General features: G+C 64.5%; 17 protein-coding genes. 7 read left to right on the top strand and 10 right to left on the bottom strand.

Translation table 11 applies throughout. From position 1 onward, the window contains the following. Positions 1-99 precede the first annotated feature (99 nt). Positions 100-2,190, top strand: coding sequence for a HAMP domain-containing methyl-accepting chemotaxis protein (locus I6F35_RS01775; RefSeq protein WP_225115914.1), 2,091 nt, complete (start codon positions 100-102; stop codon positions 2,188-2,190). A 3-nt stretch (positions 2,191-2,193) separates the two neighbouring features. On the opposite strand, the gene I6F35_RS01770 is transcribed toward I6F35_RS01775, so the two are convergent. Together I6F35_RS01770 and I6F35_RS01765 are read right to left on the bottom strand one after the other, a co-directional pair. Further along, positions 2,194-2,835 carry a DUF2865 domain-containing protein gene (locus tag I6F35_RS01770; RefSeq protein WP_225115913.1) on the bottom strand — a complete coding sequence of 214 codons (642 nt, stop codon included), beginning with the start codon at positions 2,833-2,835 and terminating at the stop codon, positions 2,194-2,196. A 7-nt stretch (positions 2,836-2,842) separates the two neighbouring features. Continuing rightward, positions 2,843-3,649 (bottom strand): L,D-transpeptidase, encoded by an 807-nt coding sequence (locus tag I6F35_RS01765; RefSeq protein ID WP_225115912.1) that lies wholly within the window; start codon positions 3,647-3,649, stop codon positions 2,843-2,845. A gap of 238 nt (positions 3,650-3,887) precedes the next feature. Between I6F35_RS01765 and I6F35_RS01760 the strand changes: the two genes are divergently transcribed. The 3 genes from I6F35_RS01760 to I6F35_RS01750 all read left to right on the top strand — a co-directional run bounded on the left by I6F35_RS01760 (position 3,888) and on the right by I6F35_RS01750 (position 5,895). Beyond that, complete coding sequence (locus I6F35_RS01760) at positions 3,888-5,000, top strand: AI-2E family transporter (protein WP_225115911.1); 1,113 nt, start codon at positions 3,888-3,890, stop codon at positions 4,998-5,000. A gap of 75 nt (positions 5,001-5,075) precedes the next feature. Continuing rightward, the gene (locus I6F35_RS01755; protein ID WP_225115910.1) at positions 5,076-5,444 is read left to right on the top strand and encodes a DUF883 family protein; all 369 of its coding nucleotides are present in this window, start codon (positions 5,076-5,078) and stop codon (positions 5,442-5,444) included. 16 nt (positions 5,445-5,460) lie between these two features. Then, on the top strand, positions 5,461-5,895 hold the full coding sequence (locus I6F35_RS01750) for a phage holin family protein (RefSeq protein WP_225115909.1): 435 nt from the start codon (positions 5,461-5,463) through the stop codon (positions 5,893-5,895). A gap of 124 nt (positions 5,896-6,019) precedes the next feature. Here the strand turns inward: I6F35_RS01750 and I6F35_RS01745 are convergent, their stop codons facing one another. Further along, on the bottom strand, positions 6,020-6,412 hold the full coding sequence (locus tag I6F35_RS01745) for a hypothetical protein (protein ID WP_225115908.1): 393 nt from the start codon (positions 6,410-6,412) through the stop codon (positions 6,020-6,022). Between the two features lie 478 nt (positions 6,413-6,890). Here I6F35_RS01745 and I6F35_RS01740 point away from each other — a divergent pair, with 478 nt between their 5' ends. Continuing rightward, positions 6,891-7,451, top strand: a complete 561-nt coding sequence (locus I6F35_RS01740) for a DUF892 family protein (protein ID WP_225115907.1) — start codon at positions 6,891-6,893, stop codon at positions 7,449-7,451. A 76-nt stretch (positions 7,452-7,527) separates the two neighbouring features. On the opposite strand, the gene I6F35_RS01735 is transcribed toward I6F35_RS01740, so the two are convergent. Further along, positions 7,528-8,409: a DMT family transporter gene (locus I6F35_RS01735; protein WP_225115906.1), complete on the bottom strand. Its 882-nt coding sequence runs from the start codon at positions 8,407-8,409 to the stop codon at positions 7,528-7,530. Between the two features lie 137 nt (positions 8,410-8,546). Then, entirely contained in the window at positions 8,547-9,353 is an 807-nt protein-coding gene (locus tag I6F35_RS01730; protein WP_225115905.1) for a response regulator, read from the bottom strand. Between the two features lie 275 nt (positions 9,354-9,628). On the opposite strand from I6F35_RS01730, the gene I6F35_RS01725 reads away from it, so the two are divergent. Both I6F35_RS01725 and I6F35_RS01720 read left to right on the top strand, forming a co-directional pair. Then, a complete protein-coding gene (locus I6F35_RS01725) occupies positions 9,629-9,841 on the top strand; it encodes a NepR family anti-sigma factor (RefSeq protein ID WP_028165127.1) in 213 nt (70 codons plus the stop codon). Beyond that, positions 9,841-10,389 carry a sigma-70 family RNA polymerase sigma factor gene (locus I6F35_RS01720; protein WP_027579243.1) on the top strand — a complete coding sequence of 183 codons (549 nt, stop codon included), beginning with the start codon at positions 9,841-9,843 and terminating at the stop codon, positions 10,387-10,389. The genes I6F35_RS01725 and I6F35_RS01720 overlap by 1 nt, the downstream gene beginning before the upstream one ends. A 248-nt stretch (positions 10,390-10,637) precedes the next feature. Here I6F35_RS01720 and I6F35_RS01715 read toward each other — a convergent pair whose 3' ends face one another. From I6F35_RS01715 to I6F35_RS01695, 5 genes are all read right to left on the bottom strand, one after another. Continuing rightward, positions 10,638-12,296 carry an HWE histidine kinase domain-containing protein gene (locus tag I6F35_RS01715; protein WP_225115904.1) on the bottom strand — a complete coding sequence of 553 codons (1,659 nt, stop codon included), beginning with the start codon at positions 12,294-12,296 and terminating at the stop codon, positions 10,638-10,640. Between the two features lie 350 nt (positions 12,297-12,646). Then, positions 12,647-13,303 carry an urease accessory protein UreG gene (gene ureG / locus I6F35_RS01710; RefSeq protein WP_225115903.1) on the bottom strand — a complete coding sequence of 219 codons (657 nt, stop codon included), beginning with the start codon at positions 13,301-13,303 and terminating at the stop codon, positions 12,647-12,649. A gap of 223 nt (positions 13,304-13,526) precedes the next feature. After that, entirely contained in the window at positions 13,527-14,264 is a 738-nt protein-coding gene (locus I6F35_RS01705) for an urease accessory protein UreF (protein ID WP_225116025.1), read from the bottom strand. Beyond that, positions 14,245-14,850 carry an urease accessory protein UreE gene (locus tag I6F35_RS01700; protein WP_225115902.1) on the bottom strand — a complete coding sequence of 202 codons (606 nt, stop codon included), beginning with the start codon at positions 14,848-14,850 and terminating at the stop codon, positions 14,245-14,247. Before I6F35_RS01700 ends, I6F35_RS01705 begins: the two co-directional genes overlap by 20 nt. A gap of 71 nt (positions 14,851-14,921) precedes the next feature. Next, positions 14,922-15,221 carry a putative quinol monooxygenase gene (locus tag I6F35_RS01695; protein WP_225115901.1) on the bottom strand — a complete coding sequence of 100 codons (300 nt, stop codon included), beginning with the start codon at positions 15,219-15,221 and terminating at the stop codon, positions 14,922-14,924. Positions 15,222-15,226 lie beyond the last annotated feature (5 nt).

Genomic DNA, 15,226 nt, shown 5'->3' with positions numbered 1-15,226 from the left:
CTCGGTTGCTGCAACGCCACCCGTAGATATACGGCGACAGCATTTCCGGAAGTTTTTACCGTTGTTGTTCCAAATGGCGACAGCTTTGGGGGAAGCCACATGCTGAATCGCCTTTCCGTATCCGCGTTGCTGAAGATCGTCATTCTAGCCACGGCATTCTGCGTCGTCGTCGGCTTCTTGCTGAACGCGTGGGATAGCTGGGGGCGGCTGCAGGTGGCGAGCCGGATTTCGGTGATCGCCGATGCCTCGGCCAACCTCTTCAAGGCGATGCATAACCTGCGGACCGATCGTGCCTCCACCAACCGCCTTCTGACCGGTGCGGCTCCCATGGACGCCGAGATCGAGAAATACCTGCGCGATCTCCGTGATACCGAAATGCCGGCGATGACGAACGGGCTCGCCCAGCTCAAGACCATGGACTTTGCCCAGCAGACCTTGGTGCCGGAGTTCGAAAGGCTGTTCTCGCTGCTGGCAGCCCAGCAGAAGGAATTCTGGCAGGAGATGGCCAAGCCGAAGGAGGCGCGCCGTGCCGAACTGGCGAAGGAGTATCTGGCAACGACCCAGGCGCTGCTCGACGTACTCGACAAATTGTCGGGAACGCTCGCCGCCGACGTCAATCACCAGGACGCGGTGATCGACCAGTTGCTCACCATCAAGCACACCGCCTGGCTGCTGCGCAACACCGCCGGCGAAGCCTCGCTGCTGGTGTCGAACGCGCTGGCTGCCGGCCGTGTCACGCCGGAAGCCCGCCATAGCTATACCAAATTCGTCGGTGGCATCGATGCCGCTTGGAAGGCGCTCGAGGTGGCAACCTCCGGCATGCGATTGCCGCCGAAGCTCGCGGCCGCGATCCCCGCCGCCAAGACCGCCTATTTCGACCCCGAATATCAAAGTCTGCGCGACCGCTTGATGACGACGCTGGCCAATGGCGAGAAGCCCGAGTTGACCGCGAACCAGTGGAGCCCGGTCACCGTGAGCCGGATGGGGACCGCAGTGGCGGTCGCGGAAGCGGCGTTCGATGCCGCCAAGGACCACGCCGCGACTCAGCATGGGCTGGCGCAGCGCTCGCTGATCATACAGCTTGCGCTGCTTGCCGGCGCGGTCGCGCTGACGGTCGGCGCCATGATCGCGATCGGTCGCCGTGTCATCGCGCCGCTGCACAACATGCGCGATGCCATGCTGAAGGTCGCTTCCGGCGATCTCGATGTCGATAGCGGCTGTGCCGGGCGCAAGGACGAGATCGGCGCGCTTGCCGGCGCGCTCGAAACCTTCAAGCAGCAGGCCAAGGACAAGCTTCGCATCGAAGCGCAGGAGCGCGAGCACAACGCTGGCGCGACCGCCCGCCAGCAGGCGATCGAGAACCATGTCGGCGAGTTCGAAGCTCTGGTGCGCCAGACGCTGGAGCATCTCGGCGATGCCTCCGGCAAGATGCGGGCGACGTCCGCCAACCTCTCGGCCGTGTCGCGCCAGACCAATGAACGGGTCGAGGTCGCCGAAAAGGCGTCGGGCGAGGCCTCGATGAGCGTGGAGACGGTGGCCGCAGCGTCCGAGGAATTGAGCGCCTCGATCAACGACATCAGCCAGCAGGCGGCGCATGCCGCCGGCATCGCCAGCCGCGCCGTCAACGAGGCCCGCAACACCGACGGCACCGTGCAGGGACTTGCGAAATCCGCGGGCCGCATCGGCGAGGTCGTCGGCCTCATCAACACCATCGCGGCGCAGACCAACCTGCTGGCGCTGAACGCCACCATCGAGGCCGCCCGCGCCGGCGAGGCCGGACGCGGCTTCGCTGTGGTCGCCTCCGAGGTCAAGTCGCTGGCGAGCCAGACCGCGAAGGCGACGGAAGAGATTTCCGATCAGATCGCCGACATCCAGAAGGTCGCAGGCGAAGCCATCGACGCCATCAAGGGTATCGGCAGCATCATCGGCGAGGTCAACGAAGTGGCGACCGCGATTGCCGCCGCCGTTCAGGAGCAGGGCGCCGCGACCCAGGAGATCACGCGCAGCACGCAATTCGCCGCGCAGGGCACCAAGAACGTGTCCGAGAACATCACCGGCGTGAAGGCCGATGCGGATACCGCGGCCGCCGCCGCTGACGACGTTCGCCTCGCCTCGGAGACGCTGGAAACGCAGAGCCGTGAACTGGGCGACCAGGTCACCGATTTCCTCGGCAAGATCCGCGCCGCCTAACCCTTACTCCCGCGCCATCACCGGCACGCGCTGATACTTGGCGCGGATGCGGTCGGGGGCGGGCGAGAACTGCAGCGAGGCGCCGCGTCTGTCGGGGCGACCCGCGACCATCAGCCCATTCTCACTGGCAACAATGTCGCCCTTCCGCAGGGTGGGATCGTCCTCGATCTTGACCTGCGCCAGTCCGCCGGGATCCCTGCCGTTGCAGGTGCAACCCGCCACGATCTCGTTTCGGAAACGGAACGCATTCGGCAGTTCTGAATACGCCTCTCCGTCCTCCGTCTCGGCGTCGTCGATGCTGCTGCCATAGACCAGCCTGGTCTCGCTCGCCGGACAGAAATTATTGCAGCTCTGCGCGCGACTGGCTTTGTCGGAGCCCGCGAGCGGGAAGTAACGGCCGTCGCAGGTGCGCACGCAAAACGCCTGGCCGCCGCCATAGGCCTGACCGCCGCTATGGGCGCGCGGGCGCTCGACTCGCTGCATGACGGGCGGGCCGTCATCGAACGGCGCCCGGATCATCGGAGGCCGGCCGAAGCCGCCGAACAGCAGCGAGAAAAAATCCTGCGCCTGCGCCGCGGGCGCGGCAACAGCGAGGAGAAGCGCCGTCGCGCCGAACACCCATCGCCTGTGCGGGATCAGGGCCATCTTCGCCTCAATTCACCGACGACACGTTCAGTCGCATCGCCTGCTGGCCCGGCGGCAGCGTGGTCGCCGCCGGGGCTTGCGGACGCGCCGGCGCCGGGCGCACGCTGATCGTGGTCCTGCTATCCGAACCGCGGGCGAGCACCGGCGCATTCACCGGCGTGTTCTTGGGCAGCACGACGACCTTGGTGCCGACATTGACGCGACCAAAGAGATCAGTGACGTCCTCATTGGTCAACCGGATGCAGCCGGAAGAGACGAACTTGCCGATGGTCGAGGGATCGTTGGTGCCGTGGATGCGGTATTGGCTCGAGCCCAGATACATCGCGCGCGCGCCGAGCGGATTGCCGGGACCGCCGGCGATGAAACGCGGCAGATAGGGCTGGCGCTTGATCATCTCGGCCGGCGGATACCAATCCGGCCATTCCGCCTTGCGGGTGATGGTCTCGACGCCCGACCAGGTGAAACCCTGGCGGCCGACGCCGACGCCGTAGCGGATCGCCCGGCCCTGCCCAAGCACGTAGTACAGTGCGGTGTTGCCGGTATCGATGATGATCGTGCCCGCCGCTTCGCTGGTCGCGAACGGCACCACCGTGCGACGCAGGCGCTCCGGCAGCACGCCCGCCTCCGCATCCCTCGCCTCGGGCGTCAATGCCTCGTCGGACGGAAAAGCGCTCTGCTGGGTGGAAGCGTAGCCTAGCGATTGGGCACCTGCCGGGGTGGAGAGAACGATTGGGATCACCAGCAGGCCGGTGGCGAAGACAAGCGCGTTCGCCGCGCGCGACGATCGGCGGAATAAGGCGGATGACGGTGTCATGTGCTGCCCCATTGGATACGCATCACGCTGATGCTGTGCCTGAACAAACGCGCGCTACAGCTTCGCGGTTCCGGCGTCGGCGTGGCACGACCGCATCAGTCAAGAACACAAACGCTCACGATCGCGCGATGGAACCCGCCAGCAGACCGGGAGTTGGCCCTCAAGAATTTCCGGTCATGGGACGCGCCTACCGCCGTGCGTCGCCTTGAATGCGCCCGTCGCGAGGAGAAGAACCAGCGTGCGTGTCCTTCCCAGTGAGCGTCTCCTGCCCAATGGCGCCGAAGGCACGCCCGTCCCCAACGGCCACGCCGAGCTGCCGCCGGTCATTCGCCGCACCGAGCTCGTCGCCCTGTCGCTGGTCGGGCTCCTGGTCATCGCCATCGTCACGGTGCTTTACCTGGCCAAGGCATTCTTCCTGCCGATCACGATGGCCTTCATCGTCGGCACCATGCTGTCGCCGGCGGCAAGCTTCCTGGAGCGCTATCGCGTGCCGCGCCCGGTCGGCGCGGTGCTGATCGTGGCCGCGGTCAGTACGGCCGCCACCTTCATTATCGGGCTCATCTCCTCGCCGGCGATCGAATGGAGCGCGCGGCTGCCGGAGCTCGCAGTTCGGCTGAAGGAAAAGATGCACATCTTCGACCGGCCGCTCGCGCTGTGGCAGGAATTGCAGAGCATGGTCGGCGGCTCGGAGACGCTTGCTCCGTTGCAATTGCCGAAGATCGAATGGGTGCAGCCGACGCTGGAATTCCTGTCGCCGACTTTTGCCGAATTCCTGCTGTTCGTCGCCACGCTGATCCTGTTCATCGCAAGCTGGAAGGATCTGCGGCGGGTGCTGGTCATGGCCTTCGGCGACCGCGACTCGCGGCTCCGCACCTTGCGGATCGTCAACGAGATCGAGGAGCATCTCGGCAACTACCTGCTGATGGTGACCATGATCAATATCGGCGTCGGGATCGGGACCGGGCTGATCTGTGCCGTCACCGGCATGCCCAGCCCGGCCGGCCTCGGCGCGCTCGCCGCCACGCTGAACTTCATCCCGATCATCGGGCCGGTGGCGATGTTCGTGGTGCTGGTGCTGGTCGGTCTCGTCAGCTTCCCGACCATCAGCGCCGGCTTGGTCGCGCCGGCCTGCTTCGCCGTGCTGACTTTCCTCGAAGGGCATTTCATCACCCCGACCATCGTCGGCCGGAGACTTGCCCTGAATGCGCTCGCAGTTTTCATCGTGCTGGCGTTCTGGACCTGGCTGTGGGGCCCGATGGGCGCATTCCTGGCCTCGCCGCTTTTGATCGTCGCGTTGATCCTCAAGGAGCATCTGATGCCAGTCGATTCGCCGCATCTGCCGGAGGAGTGAACCGAATTCGCCTCGGGAACTTCGCTCCTGACGCGGCGTTTTGCCAAGCAGCAACATTGAGTCGGGAGCCCTTCGATGGCGGCGACAAGCGATTTCGGATTGAAGAACATGACAGACAAAGCCACTTATGACCGCCTGCAGAAGGATGTCGCCGCCGTGAAGGACGACATCGCAGCGCTGACAGACCAGATCACCGAGGCGCTCAATTCGTTTGCCGGCAACGCGCGCAAGCAGGCGCGCCGCGGCTACGACCAGGCGCGCGACCGCGCCGAATCCGCAGTCGACGACGTTTCGGAGCGCGGCAGCGCCATGATGGACGCCGCGCAGGACGCGTACTCCTCGGTCGAGGAGACGCTGGAGGACGTCATCACCCAGCGGCCGCTGGCGACCGTCGGCCTGGCGCTCGGCCTCGGCTTCCTGCTCGGCATGGTCTGGCGAAGGTAGGGCCGGCAGGAACCCCATGCTGCAGCGACTGGTTCATGACGTCAGAGAGCAGGCCGGCAATGCCATGCGGCTGACGTCGCTTGCGCTCGTGATGGCCGTGACCGCGCTCATCGCGCTCGCCTTCCTGTGTGCGGCATTCTTTGTCTGGGTGCAGCAGAACTATGGACCGATATGGGCGTGCCTTGCCTGCGCCGCCATCTTCGTGGTCGTGGCGCTGATCGCCGCCGGCATGTATGTCGCGCGCAAGCGGCAGATGCGGCTGCGCGCCGAGGAGATGGCGCGGGCCGCACGCCAATCCCTGCTCAGCAATCCCGCGATGATCGCAACCGGCCTGCAGCTCGTCCGCGCCATCGGCGTGAAACGGCTGGTCCCGATTTTGGCGGTCGGCGGGCTGGCGCTGGGACTGATGGCGAGCCGGAGCGCGGCGAACAATACGCCACCGGACGAGTGATCCCGCAGCCGCGGGACCAGGTCAAACCACATTGGAATCGCGAGGCTAATTCGTGCAGCCGACTATGGCAGGCGCGAAGCGCGCCAGGAGGCGCGCCGCGGAATTGCGTACAAGGAGGATCAGCTCAGGTGATGCAGCGGCCGGGCTGCAGGCGCTTTGCCACTTCCGTCAGCACGCTCACCACCGGCTCGCAGGCGGTCATCCTCCGCTCGCCGGACTTGGTCATTTCCGGCGGCTTCGGGCGGCTGCGCGCTTCGTCCCTGACGACCGGAACGCGTATGACGACCGAGGTCTCGGCCAGGCTGTCGAGCTTCAGCGAGACGGTTTCGGTTCTGACGCCGGCCGCCGGAACTGCCGCTCGGTCCGCCTTCGCGGTACGGTTGACGTCGTGCTCCGCCTTGGTGGGGGTGATGATGCTTTGGCCTCCGACAAGGTCATGCCCGGAGGCAAACTGCACTGCGCCGAACGTCAAAGAAACGGCGAGCGTACCTAAAATTCCCTTCAATATCTGTGACATGGCGATTCATCCCTCGCCCCATTGGCGATCACGAACACAACTCGAACGAAACGGCCTCAGTTCGTATGTCTGCGGATCACTTAACCGTGTTCAAAATTATTTTCGAAACGTCGGAACGTTTTTTCGCGCTCCGCGTCGTTGTGGCAGCCGGTTATTCCCCCTGCCCCATTGACCGGCGACGTAGGGCGCGACCGTGGTGATGCCGGTCGCGCTCTACTTTTTCGTCCCGCAGCCTGCGCAGACGCCGCGTCCGCCGCCTGGTGCTGCACGGTGTCCCTCGTTTTCGGTGGGCACCGGAGTGCTGATGTCGTCGCGCGTGCCGAGCACGTCGCGTGGCCCGATCAGAGCAGACGTCTGCGATAACAATCGGCTCGCCACGCCCGCACCTTCGAGGAACCTTCAATCTCACGGCAGGTTGGTCGGGCGGAGGAGGACGACACATCGCGTCCTTCAGATGCATGCCTACACGGGAGGACCCATGGCCAAGCGAGCAAAGAAAAAACGAGCGACGTCACGGCGGACACGCCCACCGCAGAAGAAGCTGAGCGATCTTTTCCACGAGACGCTCAAGGACATCTATTTCGCCGAGAACAAGATCATCAAGACCCTGCCGAAGATGGCCAAGGCCGCGCAATCCAAGGATTTGGCCAACGCCTTCAACAAGCATCTGCGCGAGACCCAGGGCCAGGTGAAGCGGCTGGACCAGGTATTCCGCATGATCGGCAAGCCGGCCCGCGGCAAGACTTGCGACGCGATCAACGGCATCGCCGACGAGGGCGCCGAGATCATGCGGGAATTCAAGGGGATGCCGGCACTCGATGCCGGACTGCTGGCGGCAGCCCAGGCGGTCGAGCACTATGAGATCTCGCGTTACGGGACGCTTCGCACCTGGGCGGAGGAGCTCGGCATGCCGGATGCGGCAAAGCTCCTGCAGGCGACGCTCGAGGAGGAAGAGGCGACCGATCATACGCTGACGGAGCTCGCGACATCCGTCATTAACCTCGAAGCCGAGCAGGACGAAGTCGCGGAGGCAGCGTGAGCTGAGGCGCGGTAAAGCCCTGGTCCCGCCCGGATCAGGGCTTTCCCCGACGCCTTCTTGCGCGACACGGCTGTCGTCAGGTCTTCTGCAGCGCCAGTGTCACACCACCAAGCGTCAGCGCCATGGCGGCGATTTCCCTCATGCCCAGCGGCTCGCCGAGAATTGCGGCCGCCGCGACCACGGCAAGCACGGGGACGAGCAGCATGCCGGTCGAAGCCGAGACCGGCGGCAAGCGGCGCAGGGTCTCGAACCAGGTGAGATAGCACACGCCCATTGGCACCAGCGTCATGTAGGCAAAGGAGGCAATTCCGCCCGGCGATATCGCCGCATAGTTCGGGCGCTCGAACAGGATGCCGAGGATCAGCATCGCAAGGCACCCAAGACCGACCTGCCAGGCGACGACCGCGAGCGGAGGCATCGGCAGCGGCTTGCGGTTGAGGACATTGCCGAGTGCGAACAGGATTGCGCAGGACAGGGAAAGCGCGATCCCGATCAGCTTGCCGCGATCGAAGGCGTAACCATTGGCGCCAAGAAGCAGGGCGACGCCGGCCACGCCCAGCACGAGCGCGGCGATATCTCGGATGGTCGGTCGCTGCTGCAGGAACGGCCAGGCGAACAACATGGCCCAGATCGGCATCGTGTAGATGATCAGCGCGCCCTCGCCGACGGTGACGAATTTCATGGCGATGGTACCAAACCCCATCCAGGCGAACACATTGGTGAAGGACGCGAACAACAGCCGGGGCACGGCTTCGCGCGGAATCCTGAGCGATTGCCCGCCGGCAAAGGCGATGAGACCAAGGATGAGCGAGGCGCAGACGCCCGCAAGACCTCGGGCGAACAGTGGCGGCCATTGCTGCAGCAGCAGCTTGATGAGCGGCCAGTTGATTGCCCATCCGGCCGCTGTCACGGCGAGGCAGAGAAAGCCGATTTGTCGGTCGCGCCGCACAGCGTCCATGCTTTCGCTTAACAGCTACGAAGCGGCGGTTCCACCTCATCCGGGGCAGGGTTCACATGAAAGGCGAATACCTGACCCGAAAAAAAACGGCGCGCCCTACGGCGCGCCGGATCGGTCGATCTAACTCTGCACTCGCTTTACGCCGATGCGGCGCGCGGCGCGCGGTTACGCGAATTCCGCTGGAAGAACAGCGCCTGGCTCGCGACCGCCGAGACCATCGCGGGCTGGAACGGCTTTGAGATCAGGAACGCCGGCTCCGGGCGCTCGCCGGTCAGGAAGCGTTCGGGATAGGCGGTGATGAACACCACCGGCACCTCGAACACGCGCAAGAGCTCATTGACCGCGTCCAGGCCCGACGAGCCGTCGGCGAGCTGGATGTCGGCGAGGATCAGGCCGGGCTTCTTGTTCTTGGCGAGCGCCACCGCATCCGAATGGGTGCGGGCGACGCCGATCACGTTATGGCCGAGATTTCGCACGAGGCTTTCCAGATCCATCGCGATGAAGGTCTCGTCCTCGATGATCAGGACATCAGTCGCAATCTCGGCCGCCATCTCGCGGCCGGCGACGTCCGTGAGCTTCCGCGTCTCGGCGATGTCGGTGTCGAGGATGTAGGCCACCTCCTCTTCCGAGAAGCCCTCCAGCGACAGCAGGAGGAAGGCCTGCCGCGGCAGCGGCGTGATGTTGGAAAGCCGGCGCTCCGGCGGCAACGCCAACGTTGCCACGTCGGCATTGTCGTTGATGGAGACCGAATTCCAGATTTGTGTGAACAGCCGGAACAGGCCGGCACGCGGCCCGTGCGTTTCGTCCAGAAGCGAGGGGTCCTGAAGCAGGGCCTCAAGCATGGCCGCGACATAGGCGTCGCCCGACGCCTGGTTTCCGGTCAGCGCGCGGGCGTAGCGCCGCAACAATGGCAAGTGTTCAGCAACGAGCTGCGATCGGGACATTCCCACTCCATCCTTGTGTTTGAGGCAACTGCCTGAAACGCCTTCATCTGTCGGGTCGGCACATCCGTCCGTGGAGCGACCCGCCTCCCCGGGGGTGTTACGCCGGACTACGCCTGAGCGCGGATAAAGTTCCACAAAAAGTTCCGGACGCTCGGAACTTTCCGTCGAACTTCGAATTAGCGTACGACCGACAGCAAACGCGGCCAAGACCGAAATTTCGAGGAAACTGCTTGAAACACAGGGACTTAACCTCTCGGGGAAATGTGGATCAGATCATGAAGGAAACCAAGAAGCAGGGCGGTCTCAACGCTGAGATCCAATCGAGAATCGGCCACCAGCTTCGCGCCATGTACGATGACGTGGTGCGGCAGGGGGTGCCGGACCGCTTTGCGGAGCTTATCCGCAAGCTCGATGATCCTGCGGAGGCCGCCAAGCATTTGGCCGAAACTGACGAGCAGCAAGCAGCAAAAAATGACGGGAGGGACTGATGCCTCTCACCGACCAACTTCGCGACGACATTTTGGCGTCGGTGCCAAGCCTACGCGCGTTCGCGATTTCGCTTTCCGGCAATGGCGACCGCGCCGACGATCTGGTGCAGGAGACCTTGTTGCGCGCAATCGCCAACATCGATTCTTTCCAGCCCGGTTCGAACCTGCCGGCCTGGCTGTTCACCATCCTGCGTAACCTGTTTCGCTCCGACTATCGCAAGCGGCGGCGGGAGGTTGAGGATGCCGAGGGCAACTATGCCAAGACGCTGAAGACCCAGCCTGCGCAGAATGCGCATCTGGAGTTCGAGGAGTTTCGCGCAGCGCTCGACAAGCTGCCGCAAGACCAGCGTGAAGCCCTGATCCTGGTCGGCGCTTCCGGCTTCTCGTACGAGGACGCTGCTGCGATCTGCGGCTGCGCCGTCGGCACCATCAAGAGCCGCGTCAACCGCGCACGATCGAAACTGAGCGCATTGCTCTATGTCGAAGGCGCGGAAGATTTCGGCCCTGATGACACCGTGCGCGCCGTGATCGGCGGCAATGGCGGCTGATGCTCGCCAACTCTTGACCGTCATGCGCGGGCTCGACCCGCGCATCCATCCCGGAAAAGAGATTTTCTGAGGAATGATGGATTGCCGGGTCAAGCCCGGCAATGACGGCGAGAGCGGTGTGCAGGGTGGGAAAGCGAAGCGTGCCCAACTTCTCTTGCACCGACCGCGGATAGTGGGCGCGACGCGACAGACGCGCTTTGCTCGCGCTGCGCCACTAACACGATACCCACCCGTCCATCATTGCGGGTTCAGCGCGCCGGTCTGACGGGCGCTGAAAACTTCTCGGTGCGGTCGCGCTCGTTCATGTCGACGACGGTTTCCATCGGCGCGGTCAGCTCGTAGACGTAGCTGATGTCGGTGAAGTAGCGCTTGGCCGTGCCACCGAGCGCTTCGGGCGCGACGCGGTCGAGCAGGATCAGGCCGAAATCGGAATCGGGGCGGCGGGTGGCTTCGCTGGTGTTGAACTCCTCCCAGCGGAAATGAAAGATCGCTTCCGGCACCTTGCCGTTCACTTCCCAGTTCGCGACGATGTGCGGATGCTTGCCGACCAGGGACAAGCCCTCGTCGGAATGCGACGCCAGCTCGAAGAACAACAGCGACAGCGATTGCGCGGCGCGCGCTGAGACCGCGATGTCGGGCCCAGAGATCGCGATGCGCTCGGCATGCGGGATCGCGCGGGCCTCGAACAATCCCTTCAGCTTCACGCCCTGCCACTGGCTCTCGCTGAGCAGCGTGACCACGTTCGACATCGCATGGATGCGGCCGATCAGAAGATCGCGGGCAGCATCGATGTCCGAGCCATGGCGCAGCGTGCGGGTGACGATCGACTGGATCACGGCCAGGATATTCTTGACGCGGTGGTTGAGCTCGTCGATCACGGCGGTCAGCCGCCGCTCGAACCCGATCCTCACCTCGATCTCGCGGCTGAGCCGAAGGTTGTTGTAGGCGACGTAGCCGAACAGGCCACAGACGATGCCGGTCAGCGCCAGGCCGATCGCGGCCACGATCGCCGCGGTCTGGTTCGCACGCGCGGCGGCGGAGGTCTTGGCGTAATAGGCGAGCGACCAGTCGCGGCCGCCGAACGTCACCGTCCGCACCATCGAGGGCGCCGGCCCATCCGGCCGCACCGCGCGCGAGGTGATGACGCCCTGGTCGTTGGCGACCAGCTCATCGTTGGAATCGCGGGGGTCCTTCAGCACCACCGAGAACAGCGACAAATCGTCATTCGTCAGCATCAACGGCCCGAGCTCATACGAAAATGTGACGAAGCCCGCGGGCTCGGAGGCCCCCTGCTGAAACACCGGCGCGGCGAGCGCGACCCCGATCGGCCCGTCCTGGCGCAACAGCGGGATCGGATCCGAGGCCACCGGCTTGCCGTCCGCCATCGCCTGCGCCAGCATCGGTCCGATCACGGAATGATGGTCGAAGCTGCGGCCCGGCAGCAGGATGGTCTCCGGCGTCCGCGGCTCCAGGTCCATCAACACGTTGATGGGCTTGTCGATCGCGTTGATGTCGAGCGGCTGGTCGTCGAAATCGCGGATGTTCGGATTGGGGAAGCCGGCCTTTTTCAATTCCTGCTGTGCCGCATTGAGCTCATCGGGCCTAAGTCGTGCGATCCAGGCCGCCACCACGAAGTCGGTCTTGAAGGCATAGATCGAGGAGCGCAGCGGCTGCAGCATGTCGGCCTTCACCACCGACGGCGCGCGAAACAGGCCAGAGGAGACACGGGCAAGCAATTCGCGCTCGGTAAGCCGGTCCTGCACCAGGCTGGCATGGACGTCGATCGCCCGCGCCAGCGCAATGCCGTCGAGCGTCAGCTCCTGCTCGTGCACGCGATAGGCCGCGAGACCGGAGAGCAGCACCCCGATCAGAGCAATGAAGGCGATAATAAAACCCAGCCGGACCACGCTGTTACTCGGAGACGGCGGGTTGGCGAAGATGAACAGCAAACATCTGACGTCTGCAGGCGCGGCAACGATTGGAAACGAGGTGAACGCCAACCGCGGCGAAATATGGAGTGGAGATCATCGGTACGCAACGGAAGGCCGTAATTAACGTGAACGACGGCTGGCGCCGGCGGGCGAGAGCAGCGTCAGAGTTGGCTAATGGGAGTGGCTGGATTTTGTTCCCATTGCGGCATGGAATATTTCGTCGCACCCGCCTGCGAGTAGCGCACCCGGGTCGACCGGGGCGACAGGACGTTGCGTTTGGCCGCTGTCAGAATATTAACGAACCGGATATCATATTAACAAATCGTTCAGCCTGCCTTGGCTCGCGCCTTGGCCTTCGCAGAGGCTTGCGGGCGCAGGCCGCCTTTGGCCTCGATGAAGGCAATGATGCGGTCCAGCCCGTCGCTCTTCTTGAGGTTGGTCATGACGAAGGGACGCTCACCGCGCATCCGCTTCGCATCGGTCTCCATCTTCTCAAGCGACGCGCCGACATACGGCGCGAGGTCGATCTTGTTGATCACGAGCAGGTCCGAGCGGGTGATGCCGGGGCCGCCCTTGGACGGGATCTTGTCGCCGGCGGCGACGTCGATGACGTAGATGGTGAGGTCGGCAAGCTCGGGCGAAAAAGTTGCGGCCAGGTTGTCGCCGCCGGACTCGATCAGCACGAGATCGAGGCCCGGGAATTTGGCGCGCATGTCGGCGACCGCGGCGAGATTCATCGAGGCGTCCTCGCGGATCGCGGTGTGTGGACAGCCGCCCGTCTCGACGCCGGCGATGCGGTCCGGCGTCAGCGAGCCTGAACGCACCAGGAACTCGGCATCCCATTTGGTGTAGATGTCGTTGGTGATCGCCGCGATGTCGTAACGTTCGCGCATCGATTTGCAGAGCAAGTCCATCAGCGCGGTCTTGCCGGATCCGACCGGACCACCGACACCGACGCGAAGCGGGCCGTGAGAAGATGTCATGTGAGCCAATCCTCTTGATCGTCGTCCCGGCGAAGGCCGGGACCCATACCGCGTGATCTCTCGATAAGGCGAGCTAGCCGCCTCCCTTCACAAGAACGAACGAGGCGTTGCCCTCTCCCCGTCATTGCGAGCGTAGCGAAGCAATCCATGCCTCAGCAAGCGGCGCGATGGATTGCTTCGCTCCGCTCGCAATGACGGCGGAACATGGGGACGAGAAAGCCCGTCATGACCGGAACAGCCTCGTATATTGCGTCTCGTGGCGCAGGCTTGCGAGATCGGCGCGGAAGGTAGCGCTGCCGAGCTCATCCAGCGAAGCGGCAGCCGAGCGCGCTGCGGTCGCGCTGACCACGGGCTCGAGAGCGGCGAGCAGTCGCTGGCTGTCGGTCTGGCCGAGCGGGACCAGGCGGGCGCCGGCGGAGATCCAGTTCGAGACCACCGCATGGAAGAACGCGTGCAGCACCGGCGGAAGCGGAATGTCATGCGCGGCGCTGACGAGCCCGACCGCGACGGGATAGACGATGGCGCCCACGCAGGCGGCCATCATCTCGTCGAGCCCGGGCGAAGGCCAGGCGGCGCGCGCGGTGTCGATGAAGGCGCGGCCCTGCGTCGTGGTCTCGAGCTGGCGCTCGCGCGACGGCACGAAGGCGGCGGCAAGCTCGGCGATCTCGCGCAATCTTGCAAGGTCGCGCGCCACTGTGGCCTGGTGCGTCTGGACGAGGAACACGCCGTCGCAGAAGCCGCTGCCCTCACTGAGCATTGCGGCGAGCCAATCGCGCAGCGAGGCGGCATCCCTGATGTCGCCTGCCTCCACCGCCCATTCGATGCCGCTGGAATAGGAGAAGGCCCCGACCGGGAAGGACGGCGACAGCCAGGTCATCAGGCGGTAGAGCGAGGCGGCCTCGCTCTCCGTCATCCCGCCCCACGCCTCGCCTCGCGGCGGCTCATTTGTGGTCATGAGCATGGGAATGGTCGTGATGGTGGTGATGATCGTGGTCGCAATGCTCGTCATGGTGATGGTGATCGCCATGATGGTGATGATCATCATGACTGTGGCCGTGATCATGCGCATGGTCATGGCCGGTGTGGTGATGCGCGGCCGCCTCGCCTTCATGGGCATGGCCGGCATAGGCGCCGCCTTCGGGATCGAACGGCGCCTCGATCTCGATCACGCGCGCACCCAATCCTTTCACCATCGCCTCGATGACGTGATCGCGGCGGATACGCAGGCCCTTCTTCATGATCTGTGTCGGCAGATGGCGGTTGCCGAGGTGCCAGGCGACGCGGATCAGATGGTGCGGGTCGGCGCCGCGGATCTCCAGCAGCGGCTCGGGCGCGGCGACCACCTCGATCAGCCGCCCATCCTCCAGCACCAGCGCGTCGCCGCCGCGCAGCGCTGTTGCGTTCTCGAGATCGAGCAGGAATTCCAATCCGCGCGTGCCCGTCATCGCCATCCGCCGGCGGTGGCGGTCGTCGAAATCGAGCACGACGGTATCGGCCGGCTGCTCGTTCCAGCGATGCTGCGGCTTGACGGACGTCGCGCGGATCATGCGGGGCTGCTCTCTCTTAGTTCGACCATGATCTCTTCGGAAAACCGGTTCCCACTTTTCCGGATCATGCTCTAGCGGACTTCGACCTTCTCGGGTGTGATGACCTCGATCTTCGGCGGCGCCGAGAAGCACTTCACCGCAACCCTGCCGAAGGTCTTCATGTGCTCGGCGGTGCGGTGCGGCACCAGCGCCTCGGCATTTTCCCACTGCTCGACGAACACCATCTTGGTCGGATCGGTGACGCTCTCGTGCAGGTCATAGGCGATATTGCCGGGCTCCTTCCGCGTCTCCTTGATGCAGGCGGTGGCGGCCGCAATGAATTCGGCGCGCGTTTCAGGTTTCACGGTCAGCGTGGCAACGACGTAAATCACGGAAT

Origin of the sequence: Bradyrhizobium sp. BRP22, from assembly GCF_020194175.1 — a bacterium.
In the GTDB taxonomy this organism is placed as follows: Bacteria; Pseudomonadota; Alphaproteobacteria; order Rhizobiales; family Xanthobacteraceae; genus Bradyrhizobium.
The sequence above is the reverse complement of the archived record's forward strand: the minus strand, read 5'-3'. Positions and strand labels throughout refer to the sequence as shown.